At 34.7% G+C, this 18,702-nt stretch carries 17 protein-coding genes; 6 read left to right on the plus strand and 11 right to left on the minus strand.

Going from position 1 to position 18,702, the window contains the following annotated elements; all coding sequences use genetic code 11:
- Window positions 1-31 precede the first annotated feature (31 nt).
- The 5 genes from JOD96_RS13890 to JOD96_RS13910 all read left to right on the plus strand — a co-directional run bounded on the left by JOD96_RS13890 (window position 32) and on the right by JOD96_RS13910 (window position 3,468).
- Window positions 32-874, plus strand: a complete 843-nt coding sequence (locus tag JOD96_RS13890; RefSeq protein WP_209564843.1) for a bifunctional helix-turn-helix domain-containing protein/methylated-DNA--[protein]-cysteine S-methyltransferase — start codon at window positions 32-34, stop codon at window positions 872-874.
- A gap of 71 nt (window positions 875-945) precedes the next feature.
- Window positions 946-1,668, plus strand: coding sequence for an alpha/beta fold hydrolase (locus JOD96_RS13895; protein ID WP_209564844.1), 723 nt, complete (start codon window positions 946-948; stop codon window positions 1,666-1,668).
- 1 nt (window position 1,669) lies between these two features.
- A complete protein-coding gene (locus JOD96_RS13900; RefSeq protein ID WP_209564845.1) occupies window positions 1,670-2,383 on the plus strand; it encodes a 2OG-Fe(II) oxygenase in 714 nt (237 codons plus the stop codon).
- A 244-nt stretch (window positions 2,384-2,627) separates the two neighbouring features.
- The gene (locus tag JOD96_RS13905; RefSeq protein ID WP_209564846.1) at window positions 2,628-2,873 is read left to right on the plus strand and encodes an Ada metal-binding domain-containing protein; all 246 of its coding nucleotides are present in this window, start codon (window positions 2,628-2,630) and stop codon (window positions 2,871-2,873) included.
- The gene (locus JOD96_RS13910; RefSeq protein ID WP_209564847.1) at window positions 2,860-3,468 is read left to right on the plus strand and encodes an alpha-ketoglutarate-dependent dioxygenase AlkB family protein; all 609 of its coding nucleotides are present in this window, start codon (window positions 2,860-2,862) and stop codon (window positions 3,466-3,468) included. Before JOD96_RS13905 ends, JOD96_RS13910 begins: the two co-directional genes overlap by 14 nt.
- Window positions 3,469-3,511: 43 nt before the next feature.
- On the opposite strand, the gene JOD96_RS13915 is transcribed toward JOD96_RS13910, so the two are convergent.
- Both JOD96_RS13915 and JOD96_RS13920 read right to left on the minus strand, forming a co-directional pair.
- Window positions 3,512-3,832 carry an MmcQ/YjbR family DNA-binding protein gene (locus JOD96_RS13915; RefSeq protein WP_209564848.1) on the minus strand — a complete coding sequence of 107 codons (321 nt, stop codon included), beginning with the start codon at window positions 3,830-3,832 and terminating at the stop codon, window positions 3,512-3,514.
- Window positions 3,833-3,855: 23 nt separating this feature from the next.
- The gene (locus JOD96_RS13920) at window positions 3,856-4,611 is read right to left on the minus strand and encodes an NUDIX hydrolase (protein WP_209564849.1); all 756 of its coding nucleotides are present in this window, start codon (window positions 4,609-4,611) and stop codon (window positions 3,856-3,858) included.
- 315 nt (window positions 4,612-4,926) lie between these two features.
- Here JOD96_RS13920 and JOD96_RS13925 point away from each other — a divergent pair, with 315 nt between their 5' ends.
- Window positions 4,927-5,184, plus strand: coding sequence for a hypothetical protein (locus JOD96_RS13925; protein ID WP_209564850.1), 258 nt, complete (start codon window positions 4,927-4,929; stop codon window positions 5,182-5,184).
- 65 nt (window positions 5,185-5,249) lie between these two features.
- Here the strand turns inward: JOD96_RS13925 and JOD96_RS13930 are convergent, their stop codons facing one another.
- The 9 genes from JOD96_RS13930 to JOD96_RS13970 form a co-directional block, all read right to left on the minus strand.
- On the minus strand, window positions 5,250-7,478 hold the full coding sequence (locus JOD96_RS13930) for a glycoside hydrolase family 3 N-terminal domain-containing protein (protein WP_209564851.1): 2,229 nt from the start codon (window positions 7,476-7,478) through the stop codon (window positions 5,250-5,252).
- 13 nt (window positions 7,479-7,491) lie between these two features.
- Window positions 7,492-8,919, minus strand: a complete 1,428-nt coding sequence (locus JOD96_RS13935) for a glycoside hydrolase family 30 protein (protein WP_209564852.1) — start codon at window positions 8,917-8,919, stop codon at window positions 7,492-7,494.
- A gap of 1 nt (window position 8,920) precedes the next feature.
- Complete coding sequence (locus tag JOD96_RS13940) at window positions 8,921-9,760, minus strand: endonuclease/exonuclease/phosphatase family protein (RefSeq protein WP_209564853.1); 840 nt, start codon at window positions 9,758-9,760, stop codon at window positions 8,921-8,923.
- A gap of 121 nt (window positions 9,761-9,881) precedes the next feature.
- On the minus strand, window positions 9,882-11,627 hold the full coding sequence (locus JOD96_RS13945; RefSeq protein ID WP_209564854.1) for a cellulase family glycosylhydrolase: 1,746 nt from the start codon (window positions 11,625-11,627) through the stop codon (window positions 9,882-9,884).
- Between the two features lie 31 nt (window positions 11,628-11,658).
- Window positions 11,659-13,116, minus strand: coding sequence for a glycoside hydrolase family 30 protein (locus JOD96_RS13950; RefSeq protein WP_209564855.1), 1,458 nt, complete (start codon window positions 13,114-13,116; stop codon window positions 11,659-11,661).
- A gap of 26 nt (window positions 13,117-13,142) precedes the next feature.
- On the minus strand, window positions 13,143-14,603 hold the full coding sequence (locus tag JOD96_RS13955) for a glycoside hydrolase family 30 protein (RefSeq protein WP_209564856.1): 1,461 nt from the start codon (window positions 14,601-14,603) through the stop codon (window positions 13,143-13,145).
- Between the two features lie 90 nt (window positions 14,604-14,693).
- Window positions 14,694-16,148 (minus strand): glycoside hydrolase family 30 protein, encoded by a 1,455-nt coding sequence (locus JOD96_RS13960; RefSeq protein WP_209564857.1) that lies wholly within the window; start codon window positions 16,146-16,148, stop codon window positions 14,694-14,696.
- A gap of 141 nt (window positions 16,149-16,289) precedes the next feature.
- Window positions 16,290-17,159 carry a hypothetical protein gene (locus tag JOD96_RS13965; RefSeq protein ID WP_209564858.1) on the minus strand — a complete coding sequence of 290 codons (870 nt, stop codon included), beginning with the start codon at window positions 17,157-17,159 and terminating at the stop codon, window positions 16,290-16,292.
- Between the two features lie 27 nt (window positions 17,160-17,186).
- Window positions 17,187-18,692 (minus strand): RagB/SusD family nutrient uptake outer membrane protein, encoded by a 1,506-nt coding sequence (locus tag JOD96_RS13970; protein WP_209564859.1) that lies wholly within the window; start codon window positions 18,690-18,692, stop codon window positions 17,187-17,189.
- Window positions 18,693-18,702: the final 10 nt, after the last annotated feature.

The following is an 18,702-nucleotide window of genomic DNA, read 5'->3' on the forward strand; positions in this document are numbered from 1 at the left end:
AAACGATATTTGTATTATAAAATTGAATGAAATGAACACACAGGAAAACATCAATTATAATCGTATCGCTGAAGCTATAGATTATATCAAAGCCAATTTTAAAGAGCAGCCCAATCTTGATGAGGTTGCCGAGAAAGTGCATTTGAGTCCGTTTCACTTTCAGAGACTTTTTAGTGAGTGGGCAGGAACAAGTCCAAAGAAATTTTTGCAGTATACCAGTTTGCAATATGCAAAAAAAATACTCAAGGAAAATCAGGCTACAATTTCTGAAACGGCATATGAAACCGGGCTTTCGGGCACAAGCCGTTTGCATGATTTATTTGTAAATATTGAAGGGATGACTCCGGCAGAATATAAAAATGGTGGTAAAAATCTTTTCATAAATTATAGTTTTGCCGAAAGTCCGTTTGGCAATATTATAGTGGCTTCTACCGAAAAAGGCGTTTGTTTTATGGCTTTCGCTGAAAATGAATTTATTGGATTTGAAGATTTAAAACATAAATTTCCTAATGCTGCATTTTCAAGAAAGCTGGATCTGGTACAACAAAATGCCTTATTTATTTTTCAAAATGACTGGAGTAAATTATCTGAAATCAAACTGCATTTAAAAGGAACAGATTTTCAATTGAAGGTTTGGGAAACCCTGCTTAAAATCCCAATGGGACAACTATCTACTTACGGTACTATCGCACAGCAAATAGAAAAACCAAATGCTTCACGCGCCGTTGGAACTGCCATTGGGAGCAATCCGGTAGCTTTTTTAATTCCGTGTCACCGTGTAATTCAGTCTTCAGGGACTTTTGGGGGCTATATGTGGGGAAATACCCGAAAAACAGCCATTATTGGCTGGGAAGGTGCTAAAATCAATTTATAATTGAGCAAGAAACGGATTTTATTTTGCTGACTTCAAAAGTAATTTTGTCTTATAATTTAAACATTTAAGACATGAAAACATTCATTTTGATTCACGGCTCATGGCACAGTTCATGGAATTGGCACAGAGTAATTCCAATTTTAGAACGTAAAGGGCATAGAGCAATTGCACTTGATTTACCGGGAATGGGAAGAGACAAAACTCCAATTAATGAAGTAAGGTTTCAAAAATCGGTTGCATCAATTTGCGAATTAATTGATAGTTTAGATTCTAAAGTTATACTTGTTGGTCATAGCAAAAATGGAATTATGATTTCTCAGGCTGCAGAATATCGTTCGGATAAAATTGAAAAATTAATTTACTTAGCTGCCTATTTAATTCCGGATGGTAAGACTCAAAGTGAATATTCTGCTCAGGATCTTAATGGTGTTTTAAAACCATTTGTAACCAGATATCCTGAATTAAATGCACATACCTTGCAACCTGAAATTTATAAGGAAGGTCTTTATCATGATTGTGATGAAACAATTACGGAACTCGCAAAATTACTACTAAGTCACGAATCTGTAGAATCTGCAAATACACCCTTAGAATTATCGGAAGAAAAATATGGAAGTGTTCCAAGGTTTTATATAGAATGTACTGAAGATAAAGCCGTAACTCCTTTTATTCAAAGAAAAATGTATACAGAAACTTTTTGTCAGAAAGTATATCAAATGAAAACAAGTCACTCTCCCTTTTTTAGTCAACCTGAAGAGTTATCTTCTATTTTATGCGAAATAGCAACTTTTTAAAATGCAAAATATACAATCAAAAATTGCCTCTCTTAACTGGGACAGCATCACCGAGTCTATGCACGAAAATGGTTATACCATTATTTCAAATATGCTGAATAATGAACAATGCGAAGATTTAAAATTCGATTATGATAATCCAAATTTATATCGAAAAACAGTCGTAATGGAACGTTATCGTTTTGGTTTGGGTGAATATAAATATTTCAACTATCCGCTGCCTGATTTAATTCAAAACATTCGCTCATCGATTTATCCAAAATTGGCACCAATTGCAAATGCATGGATGAAAGTCTTAAACATCAATACTGTTTTTCCTGAAACACACGAAAAATTACTGAAACAATGTCACGCTAATAATCAGCTAAAAGCAACTGTTTTAATTTTAAAATATGGTAAGAGTGGTTTTAATACTTTGCATCAGGATTTATATGGAGATATTTATTTTCCTATTCAAATAGTACTTTTTCTTAATGAACCTGACAAAGATTTCACTGGTGGCGAATTTGTCTTAACGCAACAAATACCCAGAGCGCAATCAAAGGCAATAGTGTTGAAACCTAAAAAAGGGGACATTTTGGTTTTTACAACGAATTTCAAACCTGTAAAAGGCACAAAAGGATATTATCGGGTCAATATGAAACATGGCGTAAGCGAAATTCATTCGGGAGAGAGATATACCTTAGGAATTATTTTTCATGATGCGTTATCGTAATTTTTTAATCTCGCAAAGTCGCAAAGAATAATATGCATCTTATCGTTTTAAGTTTTCAAAGCAATTCAATTTATAATCTTACTAATTCTTAGCACGATCTAAATAAAAACTTTGCGTCTCTGTGACTTTGCGAGATTAATTATCAGCATGCAGGTTTAAATCATTTAATCTAATAATCTGTGGCAAAATATATGTTGAGGGAGACGAACTACTATGCACCTCTACGATAAAAAATGACAAAACTATGATCTATCATGATGAAATTTCGAACTGCACTTTACGAAATAAAATTAAAAATGCAGAAATTTGCCTTGGTGGAAACCGAAAACTAAAAATTTACGGAACACTAAAATGTGCTTCTGGAAAAAGAATGAAACGCGAAAACCGGGTTTTCTTTTTGTCTGAAAACGAAGCCAGGAAAAAGGGCTTCAGGCCATGTGGACATTGTATGAAAACCGAATATCAAAACTGGAAAAATGGACTTATTTAATCCCGAAATAAACGAAACTACCAATTTGCTGCCGAAAAACGGAACGGTGAACTATTTCGGGAAATTGTTTTCGAGATCTGAAGCTGATTTTTACCGTGATGTATTATTGAATACAATTGAATGGAAAAATGATGAAGCGATTATTTTTGGAAAATTGATTTTAACGAAAAGAAAGGTTGCCTGGTATGGCGACCAGGAATTTGAATACACGTATTCTAATACGACTAAAAAAGCTCTGCCGTGGACAAAGGAGCTTTTGGAACTAAAGAAAATTATTGAAGAAAAAACAGGCGAAACTTTCAATTCCTGTTTGCTTAATTTATATCATTCCGGTGAGGAAGGAATGGCATGGCACAGCGATGCAGAAAAAGATTTAAAGAAAAATGGTGCTATTGGTTCGGTTAGTTTTGGAGCGGAACGAAAATTTGCTTTTAAACATAAAGAAACCAAAGAAACCGTTTCCTTAATTTTAGAACATGGCAGTTTATTGGTTATGAAAGATGAGACGCAGACCCATTGGCTTCATCGTTTGCCGCCAACCAAAACAACTCAAAAACCAAGAGTAAATTTGACGTTTAGAACTATAGTGGGATAAAAAACGAAACCTAACAGGTTTAAAACCTGTTAGGTTTGCCATATTATTTCTTTTTCGAAATTACATTTTCATAAGATCGGATCAAAGCATCTTCAAACATCTCAGGTCTTACTTTAGAAAGTTCAACAATTGTCCAGCCATGTTTTCCCCATTTATTCGGGATTGGGTAAAAAATCTTTTCGCCTGATGCACAAAAAACAGACTGATCGATTTCGTTTAACTTTAAAACTGCATGATTATTTTTTTCATCAAAAGTGGCAAAAATCTTTTTCTTAATTCGAAAAGAGGATTTCTCAAAATGAGGTTCTTCTGTTGCATCCGGAAATGACAATGCTAGTTTTCTAAATATTTCAACTGAGACCATAGTTTTGATAATTAATTATATTTTTACCACCCCTGATTCAGCCCATTTTTTAACACCTCATCATATTTTTCTTTATCAAAAGAATATAAGTTGGGCGCTTTATGAGCTACGTTATTTTTCTTTTCGTCAAGTTTGGTCAGGATTCCGATATTGGTAATTTTCCTTAAAAAATTACGCCTGTCAAGTTTTTTGTCCAAAATCGTTTCATATAGTTTCTGAAGCTCGGGAATCGTAAATTTTTCAGGTAATAAATTATAACCAACCGGCATTAAATTCAATTCTATTCGCAAGGTATTCAGAGCCTTATCCAAAATCTCTTTATGATCCAGAATAAGTTCGGGAACTTCTTTATGATCAACCCATTCTACAATTTCATTAGTATTCACGGGATTTGGCACTATCTTAGAAAAATCTACCAATGCATAATATCCAATGGTTACAAAACGCTGTGTAAGCCATTTTCCTTTTTCTTCATCAATTTCAAAATAATCCAAAATAGCTTTATTAAAATGCCTGTCATTTCGTTTAATCTTTCCGAAAGTGGCAAATTGCCTTAAAAAGACACCTTCTAACCCCGTTCTTTCATTCAGCACTGTAACAGCTGCTGTGTCAATATCCTGATCAACAGGAATAAATCCTCCTGGTAATGACCATTTTCCACTATCAGAAACTTTAATTAATAAAACCTTCAGCTGATTATCATGAAATCCAAAAATGACACAATCTATCGAGAGACCTGGTTGAAATCTATGGTTATTTTCTACAATGTCTTTTAACATTTACTTTTATTTTTTGTACAAAACACTCATACTAATATGTTTCGCAATTTACTCCATTTTTATTATATGGGGAAAAATTTCTAAGAAGTACTTCTTTACTACGTTTAGTTCTAATACCTTAAAAGTGTAATGTTTACAATTTTAACTAAAAATTAAAAGCATGTTTGAAAAAAATAAGTACATTGCGTCATAATAACACATTTAACAATTTAATTGTTAGAAATGAATAAAAAAAAAGAATAACATTACAAAATATATTGATTTTTTGTATTTGATTCAACGAGCGAAAAAAAATAGAAATTAATCTCTTAAATTATGATTCCCAATCCATTAAAAAATATTAATGAAAAAATCCGAACTAAGATCTGGGCTTCCTTCGGATTTGTTTCAAAAACGTATCTTTTAGAAGCTTCCTTAAAATACAGTGAAGAACAGGAAAGGATTTTTAATCAAATGATTATTGAAACTGAAGCTAAAAACAAAAAAGCAAAACGAGAAGCTTTTGACAAGGCTTTGTATGCGTCATATAAAGGAATTGGCGCTATGGATTTTATAAATACGGTATTGAAATAATTCAAAACTTTTATAAAATCCACAACGCCAATCTAATCGACATTCTATTATTGCATTAACTCAAATTATTGCACTAGCTCAAAGTCCGATTTTAATTTTATATCTGCTGATGAAGCTCCGATCATTAGCTCAAAATCTCCCGGTTCAGCGTTCCATTCCAACTTATCATTATAGAAAGAAAGTTTTTCTTTATCGATCGTAAACTCAATAGTTTTAGATTCTCCTGCGTTTAATTTTACTTTCTGGAAGTCTCTTAATTCTAAAACTGGTCTCACTACAGAGCCAAATTTGTCTTTCAGATACAATTGAACTACTTCTTCTCCGGCTACTTTTCCAACATTAGATAATTGAAATGATACTTTTATAGTTTCGTTACTTTTAATTTTTACTGAAGATAATTTCAATCCTGAATAATCAAATTTTGTGTAACTCAATCCGTAACCAAAAGGAAATTTTGGTGAGTTTTTTAAATCGATATAAGAAGAAACATATCCTTTGGCATTATCGTCGGGAGCTGGTCTGCCGGTGCTAAAATGATTGTAATAAATTGGTATCTGCCCTACTTCTCTCGGGAAAGTCATTGGTAATTTCCCAGAAGGGTTATAATCTCCGAATAAGACATTAGCAATAGCATTTCCTGCTTCGGTTCCTAACCACCATGTATATACAATTGCAGGAACATTATCTGCTGTCCAGTTAAAAATAAGCGGCCTTCCTGCGTTTACCAAAACTACAACTGGTTTTCCTGTTGCCTGAATTGCTTTTACCAAGTCTTCCTGTACGCCCGGTAAATGCAAATCACTTCTGCTTTTTGCTTCTCCGCTCATGTCGCGTCTCTCTCCAATACTCAAAATAACAACGTCTGCCTGTTTTGCTGTTGCAACCGCTTCGGCAAAGCCATCTTTATTATCTCCGTCAACTTCACAGCCTTTGGCATAAAGTAATTTTGTGTTTTTTCCTACTTTGTTTTGTAAACCATCCCATTGTGAAACGACCCATTTATCATAATCCACATCTGGTAATTCTACTGACCAGAATCCCATATTGGCTTTATATTCTTTTACCATTGGCCCGATAAAGGCAATTGTTTTTAGATTTTTAGAAAGTGGTAATGTCTGGTTATCATTCTTTAATAATACAATACTTTTTTCGGCTACTTCCAGTGCTGCTTTTCTGTTTTCCGGATTATTAAGTACTTTTTCAGCTCTTTTTTCATCTGAATATTTATATGGATTTTCAAATAATCCTAATTCAAATTTCTTGCGCAGGATACGTTTTACTGCATCATCAATTAAATCAACAGAAACTTTTCCTTCTTTGACCAATTCGGCCAGATTATATCGGTAAGCATTACTTTCCATATCCATGTCGCTCCCTGCAGTTATGGCAGAATATGCAGCGGCTTTAAGGTCTTTTGAGTAACCGTGTGCTACCATTTCTCCAATAGACCCCCAGTCTGAAACTACAAACCCCTGAAAGTTCCATTTTCCTTTTAAGATATCTCTTTGCAAATGCACATTTCCTGTTGCCGGTATTCCGTTCAGATCATTAAATGAATTCATAAACGTTGCAGCGCCAGCATCAAGAGCTGCTTTAAACGGAGGTAAATAGGTTTCAAACAACATTCTTTCGCTCATGTCAACAGAGTTATAATCTCTTCCGCCTGTAGCGGCTCCGTATGCTGCAAAGTGTTTTACACAAGCCATAACAGAATTTAAATCTCCTAATTTATTGCCCTGAAATCCTTTTACTCTTGCATAAGCAATTTTAGATCCCAGATAAGTATCTTCACCGGCGCCTTCCATCACTCTGCCCCAACGCGGATCACGGCCAATATCTACCATAGGTGCAAATGTCCAGTGAATACCGCTTGCTGCAGCTTCTGTTGCTGCAACTCTTGCTGCTAATTCAATTGCAGCTAAGTCCCAGCTTGCCGCTTCTGCTAACGGAATTGGAAAGGTTGTTTTGTATCCGTGAATAACGTCCTGACCAAATAACAACGGAATTTTAAGTCGTGACTGCATTGCCAGTTCCTGATATTGTCTGGTATATTTTGTTCCGATAATATTAAGCATAGAACCTATTAATCCTGACTTTATTTCGGCTTGCTTGTTTGGGTTTATGGTTATTGGTCCCGTTGCAGAATTATCTCCTGTGTACTGATTAAGCTGACCAATTTTTTCTTCAAGCGTCATTTTCTTCAATAAATCATTTACTTTTTGATCTATCGTTTGTTGTTGCGCTACCGAAAATAAGGAAACCATCAACAGGGTAATTGTTGTTATTTTCTTCATATTTTAATTTTGATTACCAAACGTAAGTTGCTACAGAACCTGCATTTAATGATGTTAAAACTTGTTTTTGATTGTATTTTATATTGAATGTTTCTGTGGCATTTCCATCGTTCTCTACAATAAGAACAATTTTTCCTTTTGGAGTTTTAAATGCTACATTATATAAATTCCCGCTAATATTACTTCCTATTCTAACTGATCCTTCCGGAACAAATTTTGAAGCATGCCCAATTATATAATAACCGACTTCTCTTTTTATATTCTGATTTTGATCAATCATCAAAGCTCCTTTACAAGTCGAACATCCTCCTGGTGTAAATGGTTTGTAGAATTCATCATTTGCTAATCCCCATGAAAGTGCATTTTTGCTCCAGTTACGCATTGAACCGATCACAACATTTTTTACACTCCATTTTAAATCCGACTCAAAACTGCTTCCTGATCCTGTATATTGTTCTGTAAAGTATAAATCTTTGTTTGGGTAAGCGTCGTGAACTTTACTCAAAGCGCTAATATCTCCTTCGTATAAATGAAAGGCAGAACCAGCAACAAAAGGTAATGCTTTTGGGTCATTTAAAATTGTCAAAGGATATTCTGGTTTGTTACAATTATGATCGTATACAATAATTTTGGTTTTGATATTGGCTTTCGCGAAAGCGGGTCCTAAATTAATCTTGATAAATTCTGCCTGCTGTTCAGCCAACATCAATAAACTCGGGTTATTTCCCGGGTGCAATGGTTCATTTTGAGGTGTAATTGCATCAATAGTAATGCCATGTGATTTCATTGCCTGAATATATTTTACAAAATATTCTGCGTACACCTGATGGTATTTTGGTTGTAGGCTTCCTCCTTTTGAACTTCCGTTATCTTTCATCCAAACGGGAGGTGACCATGGCGATCCCATTATTTTTATATTTGGATTTATTGCCAAAATTTCTTTTAAAACAGGTATAACATCATTTAAATCGGGTCCAAGATTAAAGTGCTCGAGTTTTAAATCTGTTTGACCTTCTGGCATATCATCATACGAAAAAACTTTTTCATTCAAATCAGAAGCACCAATACTGATACGTAAATAACTTAATCCGATTGCATTTTCTTTTCTGGAAAACAACTCCTGAAGTAAGGCTTCTCTTTTTGATTTTTCGAGTTTCAAAATTGCCTGAGCGCTTCCGCCCGTTAATGAAAAACCGAAACCCTCAATTGTTTGAAATTTTTGAGATGGGTTTACTTCAATAGTCTGGTTAGAATTCGGGTCAGCATTAAAAACCAAATCGGTTTGTTTTTGAAGTTTAGAAGACTCATCTGTGGTCGTAACCCATGCTTCTGCCTTTCCGGAAACGGATGCTGTCGTTTTTGAAGATCCGCATTTTATCTGCACTGCGATTAGAGGCAGTAAAAGTAAAATTTGGAGTTTTTTGTTGATGTTTTTTTTCATTTTAATCTATTTCTATTAAAACAGGTAAATGATCTGAAGGATATTTTAAATCTTTAGAATCACTTAAAACTGCATGTTTTTTAACCCTTAGCCTGCTATCTTTTGAAATGAAAATATAGTCTATAAGCAAGTTAACGGGTTGATTATGGTTGAAATTATTGAATGTTCCTGCTGGTCCGAATGGCTTTTCCTGAGATATATCTCTTGTATCATCCATTACTTTTTTTATTTCTAAAATCTGTGGTGTGTCTGGTTCTGAATTGAAATCACCCATTAAAAAAGCAGGATATTTTTTAGTGTTTAATTCTTTGATTTTCGATAACACGAGCTGCACTCCTTTTATTCTTGCCTGCTCACCAACATGATCGAGATGAATGTTGAAAACCCAAAATGTTTGTTTTGTTTTCAAATCTTTAAAAAGACCGTATGTACACACCCTATTGCAGGCAGCGTCCCAGCCTCGGGAAACCAGATTAGGTGTTTCTGATAACCAAAATGTATTTGATTCAAGAACTTTAAAACGATCTTTTTTGTAATAAATCGTACAGGCTTCCCCGGTTCCGCCTTCTTCTCTCCCTATTCCAAATCTGTTGTAATCTGATAAAACCGATGCGATGTCTAGTACCTGATTTGGTGTTGCTTCCTGAACTCCAAAGATATCCGGGCTGTAAAATTGAATTTGGCTGGTAAAAAAGTCCTTCCGGTTTGGCCATGCATTTTCTCCGTCTGAAGCTACATCCAAACGAATATTATAGGTCATCATTTTTAAATTCTGACCATAGAATGAGTAGCTTGCAAAAAGCAGCATGAGTACCGAAACAATAATTTTTATTTTTTTCATGTTTAAAAAATTTATTCCTCAAAGCTAGTATTTAAATGTTCCTTTGAAGAAAGCTCATCTTTTAAAAAAATGTTAATTATAAGTTTAAACTTACTTTAACGTTTGTGTTAATTGCTCTAATTTATTTTTTGCTTTTTTTACTTTCTTTAAATTGAAAATAATTCAGATTGAATCCTCCTTTATCAAAAACAATTTTGATTTTGTTCGATCCTTTATTTAATAGAACTCCGGATAGAATAACTGTTTTCCATGAATCAGTTCCTCCTGTTGCCGGAAGTGCAATACTATCGGTTTTTAAATCATTGGTTTCTAAATGAAGTTTTCCTTCATTTTCTGCAGCATATCGAATTGTCAAATCGTAATTATTTTTCTTAGGAACTTGTACAGTATATTGAAGCCATTCTCCATCTTCAATAAATGAAACCTGATATCCATTTGATCCTGCATCTTTGCATGGTAAAATATCAACACCATCATTTCTCATGGTATTTCCTTTATTCCATTGGTCAAAAGTTCCTGTTGCAACTTTGTAGTTTACAAAATCCTTATCTGAATATGCATAACCGTTTGTTCCTAAATCATAATGTGTTGCAGAAATTTTTCCGGGAATTGTATGTTTTTTGTATGGTTTAGTATCATTTGTCTGTACTTGTCTAAACATGGCATCAATTACGTCTGGTTTTACGGTCACGTTTTCCATTTTATAATTGTCCGCCATTTTCATCAAAGCTTTTTTAGCAAAATCCTGAGATGGTTTTTGCCCGCCATCCTTCCAGTATTTTAGCAATACATCATACTCTGGAATTTTGGTAACAGAAGTAACACCTGCAATGTTTTCGATTTTTTTCATTGGCCAAAAAGCCCATCCTATGTTGTTAGTTTCAACAAGTGTCAGTGCATCTTTAAACCAAACATTAGAGTTTTCGCCGCTTTCTCCCAACCAGATCGGAACATTATATTGTGTTCTGTAATCCAGCATCTTTTGTATTGATTCTTTGTCATTGTAGTTCCAATATTTATGAAAACTTAATGCTATATTTTCGTCCCATAACGGGAAAATTCCGTTGTAGTTATTTCCCCAGCAATTTCCTTCAATTATAACTAAATGGTTTGTGTCAACTTCACGAATTGCTTTTGTAACGGCTACCATTAAATCTCTCAAAGGTCCGTTTGAGTTTTCATCGCAGCCATTCTTATTTGTTCCGGTAAAATTCCAGTTTGGCTCATTGATGATATCGTATCCCCCAATCCATGGATTATCTCTGTAACGTGCAGCCAGTTTTTTCCATAGAGCAATCATTTTTTTCTGATTGGCTTCGCTTTCCCAAAGAGAGGGCTTTGTAGTGTCATAGTCCGAAATCGCAGCATCATTTCCCTGTCCGCCCGGGGCAGCATGTAAATCTAAAATAAGGTAAATTTTATTTTCTTCACACCATTTTAAAAGGTTGTCTGTCATGGTAAAACCTTCCTCAATCCAGGTTATTTCATTATTTTTTTCTGCTTCAATTGGTGGCGTATATAAATTATAATGCATTGGCAAACGAATTGAGTTAAATCCCCAGGCCGCTAATGAGTCAACGTCTCTTTTTGTAATTCCGTTTGCTTTGTATTCCGCATAAAATTCTTTTGTTCCCTGTTCCCCAATAACATCCTGAATTTTTTGTTTAATCTGGTATTGCGGACTTGCAAATGACTGAGTCTGCATCATATATCCTTCCTGCACCATCCATCCGCCAAGTCCTAACCCGCGTAATATGATGTTGTTTCCATTTGCGTCAACAATTTTTTGTCCATCTCTGTGTAAAAACCCCTGCCCGAAAGAAGCTATCGAAACCAAAAGCTGCACTATTATGATGATCTTCTTCATTTTAATAAAACTTTTAAATAATTAATTTGTATTACTTCCAGGTATAAGTCCCTACAGAACCAGCCTCTAAAGAAGTTGTTACCCACTTACCATTGTATTTAATATTAAAATTCTGTGTGCTCGATCCGTCATTTACAGCAATTAATACTTTAGTTCCTGTTGGAGTAATAAAGGCAACATTTTGTAAATCTCCGCCTGAATTACTGCCAATTCTAATAGAACCCATTGGAACAAATTTTGACGCGTGAGCAATAATATAATATGCTACATTTCGCTGAAAATTTTCACTTGATGTTATTGTAATTGCTCCCTTGCACATAGTACAGCCTCCAGTAGTATGAGGTCCAAAAGCAGCGTTGTTGGCCACGTTCCATTCTAATGCATTTTTGCTCCAATTACGCATAGAGCCAATAACTACATTACGAACATGCCATTTTAAATCTCCGCCAAAATCTCCTTCTGAAGAAGTCCATTGCTCTGTGAAGTATACATTTTTTGTTGGGTAGGAATTATAAACATTTGAAAGTGCGCTGATGTCTCCTGCATATAAGTGAAATGCTGAACCATCTACAAAAGGAAAAGCGTCTGCGTCTGCCAAAATAGCTTTTGGATAATTTGGATTATCACAATTATGATCATATGCAATAATTTTTGTCGTAATATTTGCAGCAGCAAATGCAGGGCCTAAATTATTTTTTATAAAATTGGTTTGTTCGACGGCAGACATTTCCATACTTGGGTTATTTCCTCCGTGCAACGGTTCATTTTGAGGTGTAATAGCATCTATAGTAATTCCCTCAGCTTTCATTTGCTGAATATATTTTACAAAATATTTTGCATAAACATCATAATATTGTGTTTGCAAATGCCCTCCGATAAAATCATTTTTGTCTTTCATCCAAAGCGGAGCTGACCATGGGGTTGCTAAAATTTTTATGTTGGGATTGATTACCAAAATTTCTTTTAAAAGAGCGATGACCCCATTCTTATCTTTATCTAAACTAAATTTTGCTAAACTTAGATCGGTATCGCCGGTAGGAATGTCATCATATGTAAAAGGTGCAGCATTTAAATCTGATGCACCAACACTTATTCTTAGATAACTTATACTAATACCATTGGTTCCGGAACCAAATAATTCCTGCAAAAGAGCACTTTTTTTGGAAGCTGATAATTGATTTATTACTTCTGCACTTCCGCCAGTCAAAGTGTATCCAAACCCATCAATTGTTTGATATTTCTGAGATTCATTGACTTCGATGTTAGTATATCCATTGCTTGTTGTAGTAAATCCTAAGTTTCCTGCTTGTTTCTTTAGTAAAACACTTTGGTCTGATTTTGTGAGCCAAAAATCTACATCATTAGTTACGACAACTGGAGGTGTTACAGGAGGATCCTGTTCAACAGCATCATTCGATGTGGAACAGCTTGTCTGAGCAAATAGTATTGCTGCAAAGAATAATGGCTTTATTGTATCTTTAAATTTCATTTTTATGGTTTTTAGTTAATTGCGCCTTAGTATACAATAGTTTGTATAGCATGTGCGGGAATAGTTATAGTTGTATTTTGAGCGTCTAGTGATAAATTATACACAACTTCCTTTTCTGACTGATTCATAACAATGGTGGTAATTGTTTTATCAGGGTTTTTAAATGAAGTGCTTATTAGTATTTTATCACTTACAGTTTCGTGTATTCTTTTTGCATTTGGCTGAATGAATTTTGAAAAATGTCCGATATAATAATACATTGGTGTATAAATCAATTCGTCTTTTGTGATATCTGCGTGAATCGGAGCAAAACAAAAATTGCCGACATGGTTAGGTCCTCCGTTTTGATCGAGAAGGATATTCCAGTCTGTCCAGCCTACAGTTCCGTTGTTGAAATCATTTATCATGTTAAGACCATAACGTTCTGCATTTCCCCAAAACTGAAATTTTGAAGCGTCAAATTTTTCAATGCAGCCTTCTGTAAAAAGTAAGTTTTTATTGGGGAAAGTTTTGTGCACCTCGCCTACTGATTCAAATTTCGGAGTTCCACCGTTCCAGGTTTCATACCAATGAAATCCAATTCCCCATGCATATTTTGAAACTTCGGGATCCGAGAAAATGAGATTGGCTCTTTTAGTTAACATATCTCCCCGGTTATGATCCCAAATGATAACTTTTTTGGTGCCAAGTCCTTCTTTTTCTAAAGTTGGCCCAAGAAAATTCTTAAGAAAGTCTCTTTCTGCTTCAGGCGTATAAATGCAAGACTCCCACCTTTGCCTGGCCATTGGTTCGTTTTGAATCGTCAATCCCCATACAGGAATGCCTTCTTTTTCGTATGCCTTAATAAATTTAACATAGTAATTGGCCCAGGATTGTGAAAATTCAGGCAATAAAACGCCGCCATGCAAAATATCATTATTGTCTTTCATGAAAGCTGGGGGACTCCACGGACTAACGTATAAAGTTAATTTGCCGCCGGCTGTTTCAATTGCTCTTTTTAATAATGGGATTCTATATTTTCTATCGTGATCAATATTGAATGTTTTTAAGTCTTTGTCACCTTCCTCGATGTAAGTATAACTATCACTGCTAAAATCACAGCTATGAATATTTGTTCTGGCCAAAGAATAGCCAATACCTTTATTTTTATCGTAATAAGCTGTTAGAAATTCCTGTTTTTTTTGGGGTGATAATTTTGCAAATACTTCAGCACTTGCATCGGTAATTGCCCCGCCAATTCCCAGAAAAGTCTGATCTGTTTTTTGACTGTCAACACTAATAGAAACTGTTGAAATTGTTTGTGAAGCTGAATTTAAAATTGAATTGTTGGATAATGATAAACGTAAATTGGTATTTTCTGCAGTAGTGTATACAGTAAGTTTTTTTGATTTAGATGCAGAGACAGTCGTATCTACAATTTTAGATGAAGAACAACTTAATTGTAAAATTAATATTGGAACTATTAAGATTCTATTTATATGTTTCATTACACTTTCAAGACAATTTTATTTAATTAAAGTAAATTGAGGGTTAAACCGGATGATCAGATTAACCCTCTCTTACTAACTCACAAAATATTAATATACAAGCGTTTGTATAGCATGAGCAGGAATCTTAACAACTGTCTTCTCTGCTGCTATAATCAAATTATAAGTAACCTCTTTATCACTCTGATTCATGACAATAGTTGCCATTGTTCCGTCAGTATTCAAAAATGAAGTACTTAACAAAGAACTTCTGCTTACTGCAGAACTAACTCTCTTTGCATTTAGGCGAATGAATTTTGAAAAATGTCCGATATAGTAATATGAAGGAGTATATATTAACTCTCCGGTTGTAGTATCGGCATGAATGGGTGCAAAACAGAAATTTCCAACATGATTGGGACCTCCATTCTGATCCAAAAGAATATTCCAGTCTGTCCATCCGGCAGTTCCATTATTAAAATCATTAATCATAGAAATACCATATCGCTCTCCATTACCCCAAAACTGATATTTTTTGGCATCAAATTTTTCAACACATCCTTCTGTAAACAAAAGACCTTTATCAGGATAAGCTTCTTTTACTTTTGCAACATTCTCAAACATAGAAGCACCGCCTGACCAGCTTTCATACCAATGAAAACCCATTCCCCAAACATACTTTGAAGCTTCCGGATCAGAATAGATTACGTTTGCTCTTTGATTCATTAAATCACGATTGTGATCCCATGCAATAATTTTCACATTGCTCAATTTCTCTTTTTTCAAAGTCGGCCCCAGGAAATTTTTAATAAAATCTCTTTCAGCTTCAGCAGTGTAAATGCATGATTCCCATGTTTGTACTGCCATTGGTTCATTTTGCGTTGAAGTTCCCCAAATTGGAATTCCTTCTTTTTCATACGCTTTTATAAATTTCACATAGAAATTTGCCCACGTTTGGTAGTACTCCGGCAATAATGTTCCGCCTTTCAATACATTTTTATTACTTTTCATAAAAGCATTTGGCGACCATGGAGCAGCATAAGTAAGAAGCTTACCTCCTGCAGTCTGGATGGCCTGCTTAATTAATGGAATGCGATATTGTCTATCGTGATCAATAGAAAAAGTTTTCAAATCTTTATCTCCTTCTTCGATATAAGAATAGCTTCCACTGCTAAAATCAGAACTCTGTATCGTTGTTCTTAGCAAAGAATAGCCTATACCTTTTTGTTTATCATAGTAGGCATTTAAAAATTCTGCCTGTTTTTCTTTTGAAAGTTTAGCAAATATTTCGGCACTCGCATCTGTAACTGCACCACCAATTCCCATAAAAGTCTGAAATTTTTTAGATGGTTCTACAAAAACAGAAATCTCAGTTTCCAGGGGTTGTTTTGCTTGTGAAAAAACAAGATTATCAGTAGATGTTAATCTTAAATCTGAATTTTCAGCAGTTGTATAAACGCTTACTTTTTTGCCTTTGGTTGTAAATTCATTTTTTGTTTTTGGCTGTTGAGCAAAAGCTGTCAACGAAAACAATAAACATAGAATTTTAAAACTATTTTTTTTCATTCTTCCTTTATTATTATAATCCTGGATTAAGTTTTTTTCAGTTTAACGGTAAAGTTATCTGCCCGTCTGGGGATTTAAAAAATAGCCCATACTCATAATGATTATGGGCTATTTACAACCAAACTTAAACTTAACTTTATTTTATTTTGCTCTCATCTCTACTCTTCCGATTGTGATTCCGTCTTTTGTAAACTTGTTTCCACCAGATCTGATCAATAAATAGATTTTCCCTGTAGTATCAAATTTTACAACATTAGAAACTGACGCTGTACCATCGTTTTTAACACAACCAACAATCGACAATCTTCCTTTAAAGGCAGACTTAGCACATCCGTCCCAAGTACTCAATCCCATTACTTTGTTGTCTTTATATTCAACTCCGGGTTGTGGAAAAGATTTTCCGGCATAAACTTCTAACCAGCTTTCATCAGAACCACTAGCAGAGGTAACAAGCATGTCAATAGTATATTCTTTATCTTTTACAACATCAATTGCCTGATAAATTCCCTCTTGTGCCCATCCTGCAGCATGAATTGTTGCGCTACCTGTGTCAAAAGACCAGAAAGCAGCTCCAGTTGGACTAAGATTTAATGATGTCCATTGAGCAACATCAGCAGCGTCATTAAAGAAACCTCCTTTTACAAGGTTTGGTTTAGAAGGATCTGATTGAGCAACAACAATCTCATGCGAAACTTCTTTTGTAGCACCCCCAGCACCCACTGCTATATGTGTAACTGTGTAGGTTCCTGCATCAGGTAATGATATTTCTTCAGTCATTTTACCCATGTAAGGTCCATAACCAATATCCCATTTTGATGAAATATAATTATTAGATTGTGATGTTAAAACATAAGTGTTCATTTTTCCTGCAACAGGAGTTATAGTAAATGCCGGATCAAAATCTGTTGCTATTAATTCATTTTCATTAACATCATCATCACAACTATGTAGTGTCCCTAAGGCCAGGGCCAACATCAGAACACCTCTTTTTAAATATATATTTAAGTTCATTTCTTTTTGTTTTATGGTTAACACTTATTATTGATAATTTGGATTTTGCTTCAACTTAGTGCCATTAAGTTCTGTAAATGGTATTGGAAGAATTTCATCTGTACCAGCATCAAAGCCCCTATCAGACAATGCAGCAGCTGCATCTCCCCATCTTACTAAATCAAAAAATCTATGGCCTTCACCTGCTAATTCCATTCTTCTCTCATTTTTAATAGCTGCAAGTGTTACAGGAACTGGTGTTAATCCAACTCTGTTTCTTACTGCATCAAGTAAAGCTTGTGCTCTTGGTCCGGATCCTAGTGCCTCTGCTTCCATTAAATAAGTGTCAGCAAGTCTTATAACATAAGAATTTTGCTTATAATTTAACTCTGAATTACCTCCGCCTGTACTAACATCTGATTGTCTAGGCAAATATTTATTCAGGAAATAACCTGTATCCTGATAAGCCGGAATGTAGTCTGCAGCACCATCTGCCTTTAAAGCTTTAAGATCAAGAATAGTAGCTGCAAATCTTGGATCATTTTTCATTACATCATATAATTTTTGTGTTATAACGTTAAAAGCCCATCCTGATGGAAGATCTGGTGCAGAAGCATCTTTCTTAGCATATCCTCTTGGTCCAACCATAATATTTAAAGAGTTTCCTTCGTCTTTACCTGATCCCCAAAATGTCCAGTCAGAATTACCTGCACTTGTATGTGATACTTCTAAAATTGACTCTGCATTAAATTTATTTGTAGTAACCCATAAGTCACTGAAAGAAGTCAATAATTTATTTCCATATTGATTTGTCTGCCCAGGAGTACCATTTACTTCAGCTAATACAGCAGCAGCTTCACTTTTTTTACCTTCAAATAAATATACTTTTCCTAAAATTGCCTGTGCAGCACCTTTATTGATTCTTCCAGCTTCAGTTTTGGCTACAACAGTGCCAGGTAAATGAGGAATTGCCTCTACTAAATCTTTTTCTATCTGTGCATAAATTACTTCTGGTGCAACTTGCTCCGGATCGTAAATAGTCTGAGTATTTAAAGGATCTAAAACTAAAGGAATGTTTTTAAACATTCTTACCAAATTAAAATAATAAAGTGCACGAAGAGTTTTAGCTTCTGCTGCAAATCTGGCTCTTACATTATCATCCATTGATGCTGCCGGCAGTTTTGCTAATAAAAGATTAGCTCGTGAAACACCTTGATAATGATCGTTCCAGTAACTTCCGGGAATACTGATTGAAGTAAGCGAGTGAGTAGAGAAATTTTGAATTCCGGTTCCATCTGTAGAACTTCCTCCGCCAGCATAAAAATCATCTGAACCTGCATTTAGCATCGCCACCATATTTTCGAAACCACCAGTATTTTTTCTCAACGGGTCATAAACTCCAATTAAGGCAGCAAAACATTGTTGCTCATTAGAAAAGTAAGTGCCGGTATCAAATTTACCCTCTGGATTAATTGTTACAAAATCTTCAGAACATGATCCGAAGACAGCGAGTGCTGCAGCAATATATATATATTTAAATTTTATAGTTTTCATAATTCTTTAA

Source organism: Flavobacterium sp. 1355 (assembly GCF_017833415.1).
GTDB lineage: Bacteria > Bacteroidota > Bacteroidia > Flavobacteriales > Flavobacteriaceae > Flavobacterium.

Bases quoted from the DNA above. Each gene is read 5' to 3' on its own strand.
- JOD96_RS13915 (WP_209564848.1), bottom strand. From the start codon at position 3,832: ATGGTCTCAGTTGAAATATTTAGAAAACTAGCATTGTCATTTCCGGAT.
- JOD96_RS13960 (WP_209564857.1), bottom strand. From the start codon at position 16,148: ATGAAAAAAAATAGTTTTAAAATTCTATGTTTATTGTTTTCGTTGACA.
- JOD96_RS13905 (WP_209564846.1), top strand. From the start codon at position 2,628: ATGATCTATCATGATGAAATTTCGAACTGCACTTTACGAAATAAAATT.
- JOD96_RS13955 (WP_209564856.1), bottom strand. From the start codon at position 14,603: ATGAAACATATAAATAGAATCTTAATAGTTCCAATATTAATTTTACAA.
- JOD96_RS13950 (WP_209564855.1), bottom strand. From the start codon at position 13,116: ATGAAATTTAAAGATACAATAAAGCCATTATTCTTTGCAGCAATACTA.
- JOD96_RS13890 (WP_209564843.1), top strand. From the start codon at position 32: ATGAACACACAGGAAAACATCAATTATAATCGTATCGCTGAAGCTATA.
- JOD96_RS13910 (WP_209564847.1), top strand. From the start codon at position 2,860: ATGGACTTATTTAATCCCGAAATAAACGAAACTACCAATTTGCTGCCG.
- JOD96_RS13935 (WP_209564852.1), bottom strand. From the start codon at position 8,919: ATGAAAAAAAACATCAACAAAAAACTCCAAATTTTACTTTTACTGCCT.
- JOD96_RS13930 (WP_209564851.1), bottom strand. From the start codon at position 7,478: ATGAAGAAAATAACAACAATTACCCTGTTGATGGTTTCCTTATTTTCG.
- JOD96_RS13895 (WP_209564844.1), top strand. From the start codon at position 946: ATGAAAACATTCATTTTGATTCACGGCTCATGGCACAGTTCATGGAAT.
- JOD96_RS13925 (WP_209564850.1), top strand. From the start codon at position 4,927: ATGATTCCCAATCCATTAAAAAATATTAATGAAAAAATCCGAACTAAG.
- JOD96_RS13940 (WP_209564853.1), bottom strand. From the start codon at position 9,760: ATGAAAAAAATAAAAATTATTGTTTCGGTACTCATGCTGCTTTTTGCA.
- JOD96_RS13920 (WP_209564849.1), bottom strand. From the start codon at position 4,611: ATGTTAAAAGACATTGTAGAAAATAACCATAGATTTCAACCAGGTCTC.
- JOD96_RS13900 (WP_209564845.1), top strand. From the start codon at position 1,670: ATGCAAAATATACAATCAAAAATTGCCTCTCTTAACTGGGACAGCATC.
- JOD96_RS13945 (WP_209564854.1), bottom strand. From the start codon at position 11,627: ATGAAGAAGATCATCATAATAGTGCAGCTTTTGGTTTCGATAGCTTCT.
- JOD96_RS13970 (WP_209564859.1), bottom strand. From the start codon at position 18,692: ATGAAAACTATAAAATTTAAATATATATATATTGCTGCAGCACTCGCT.
- JOD96_RS13965 (WP_209564858.1), bottom strand. From the start codon at position 17,159: ATGAACTTAAATATATATTTAAAAAGAGGTGTTCTGATGTTGGCCCTG.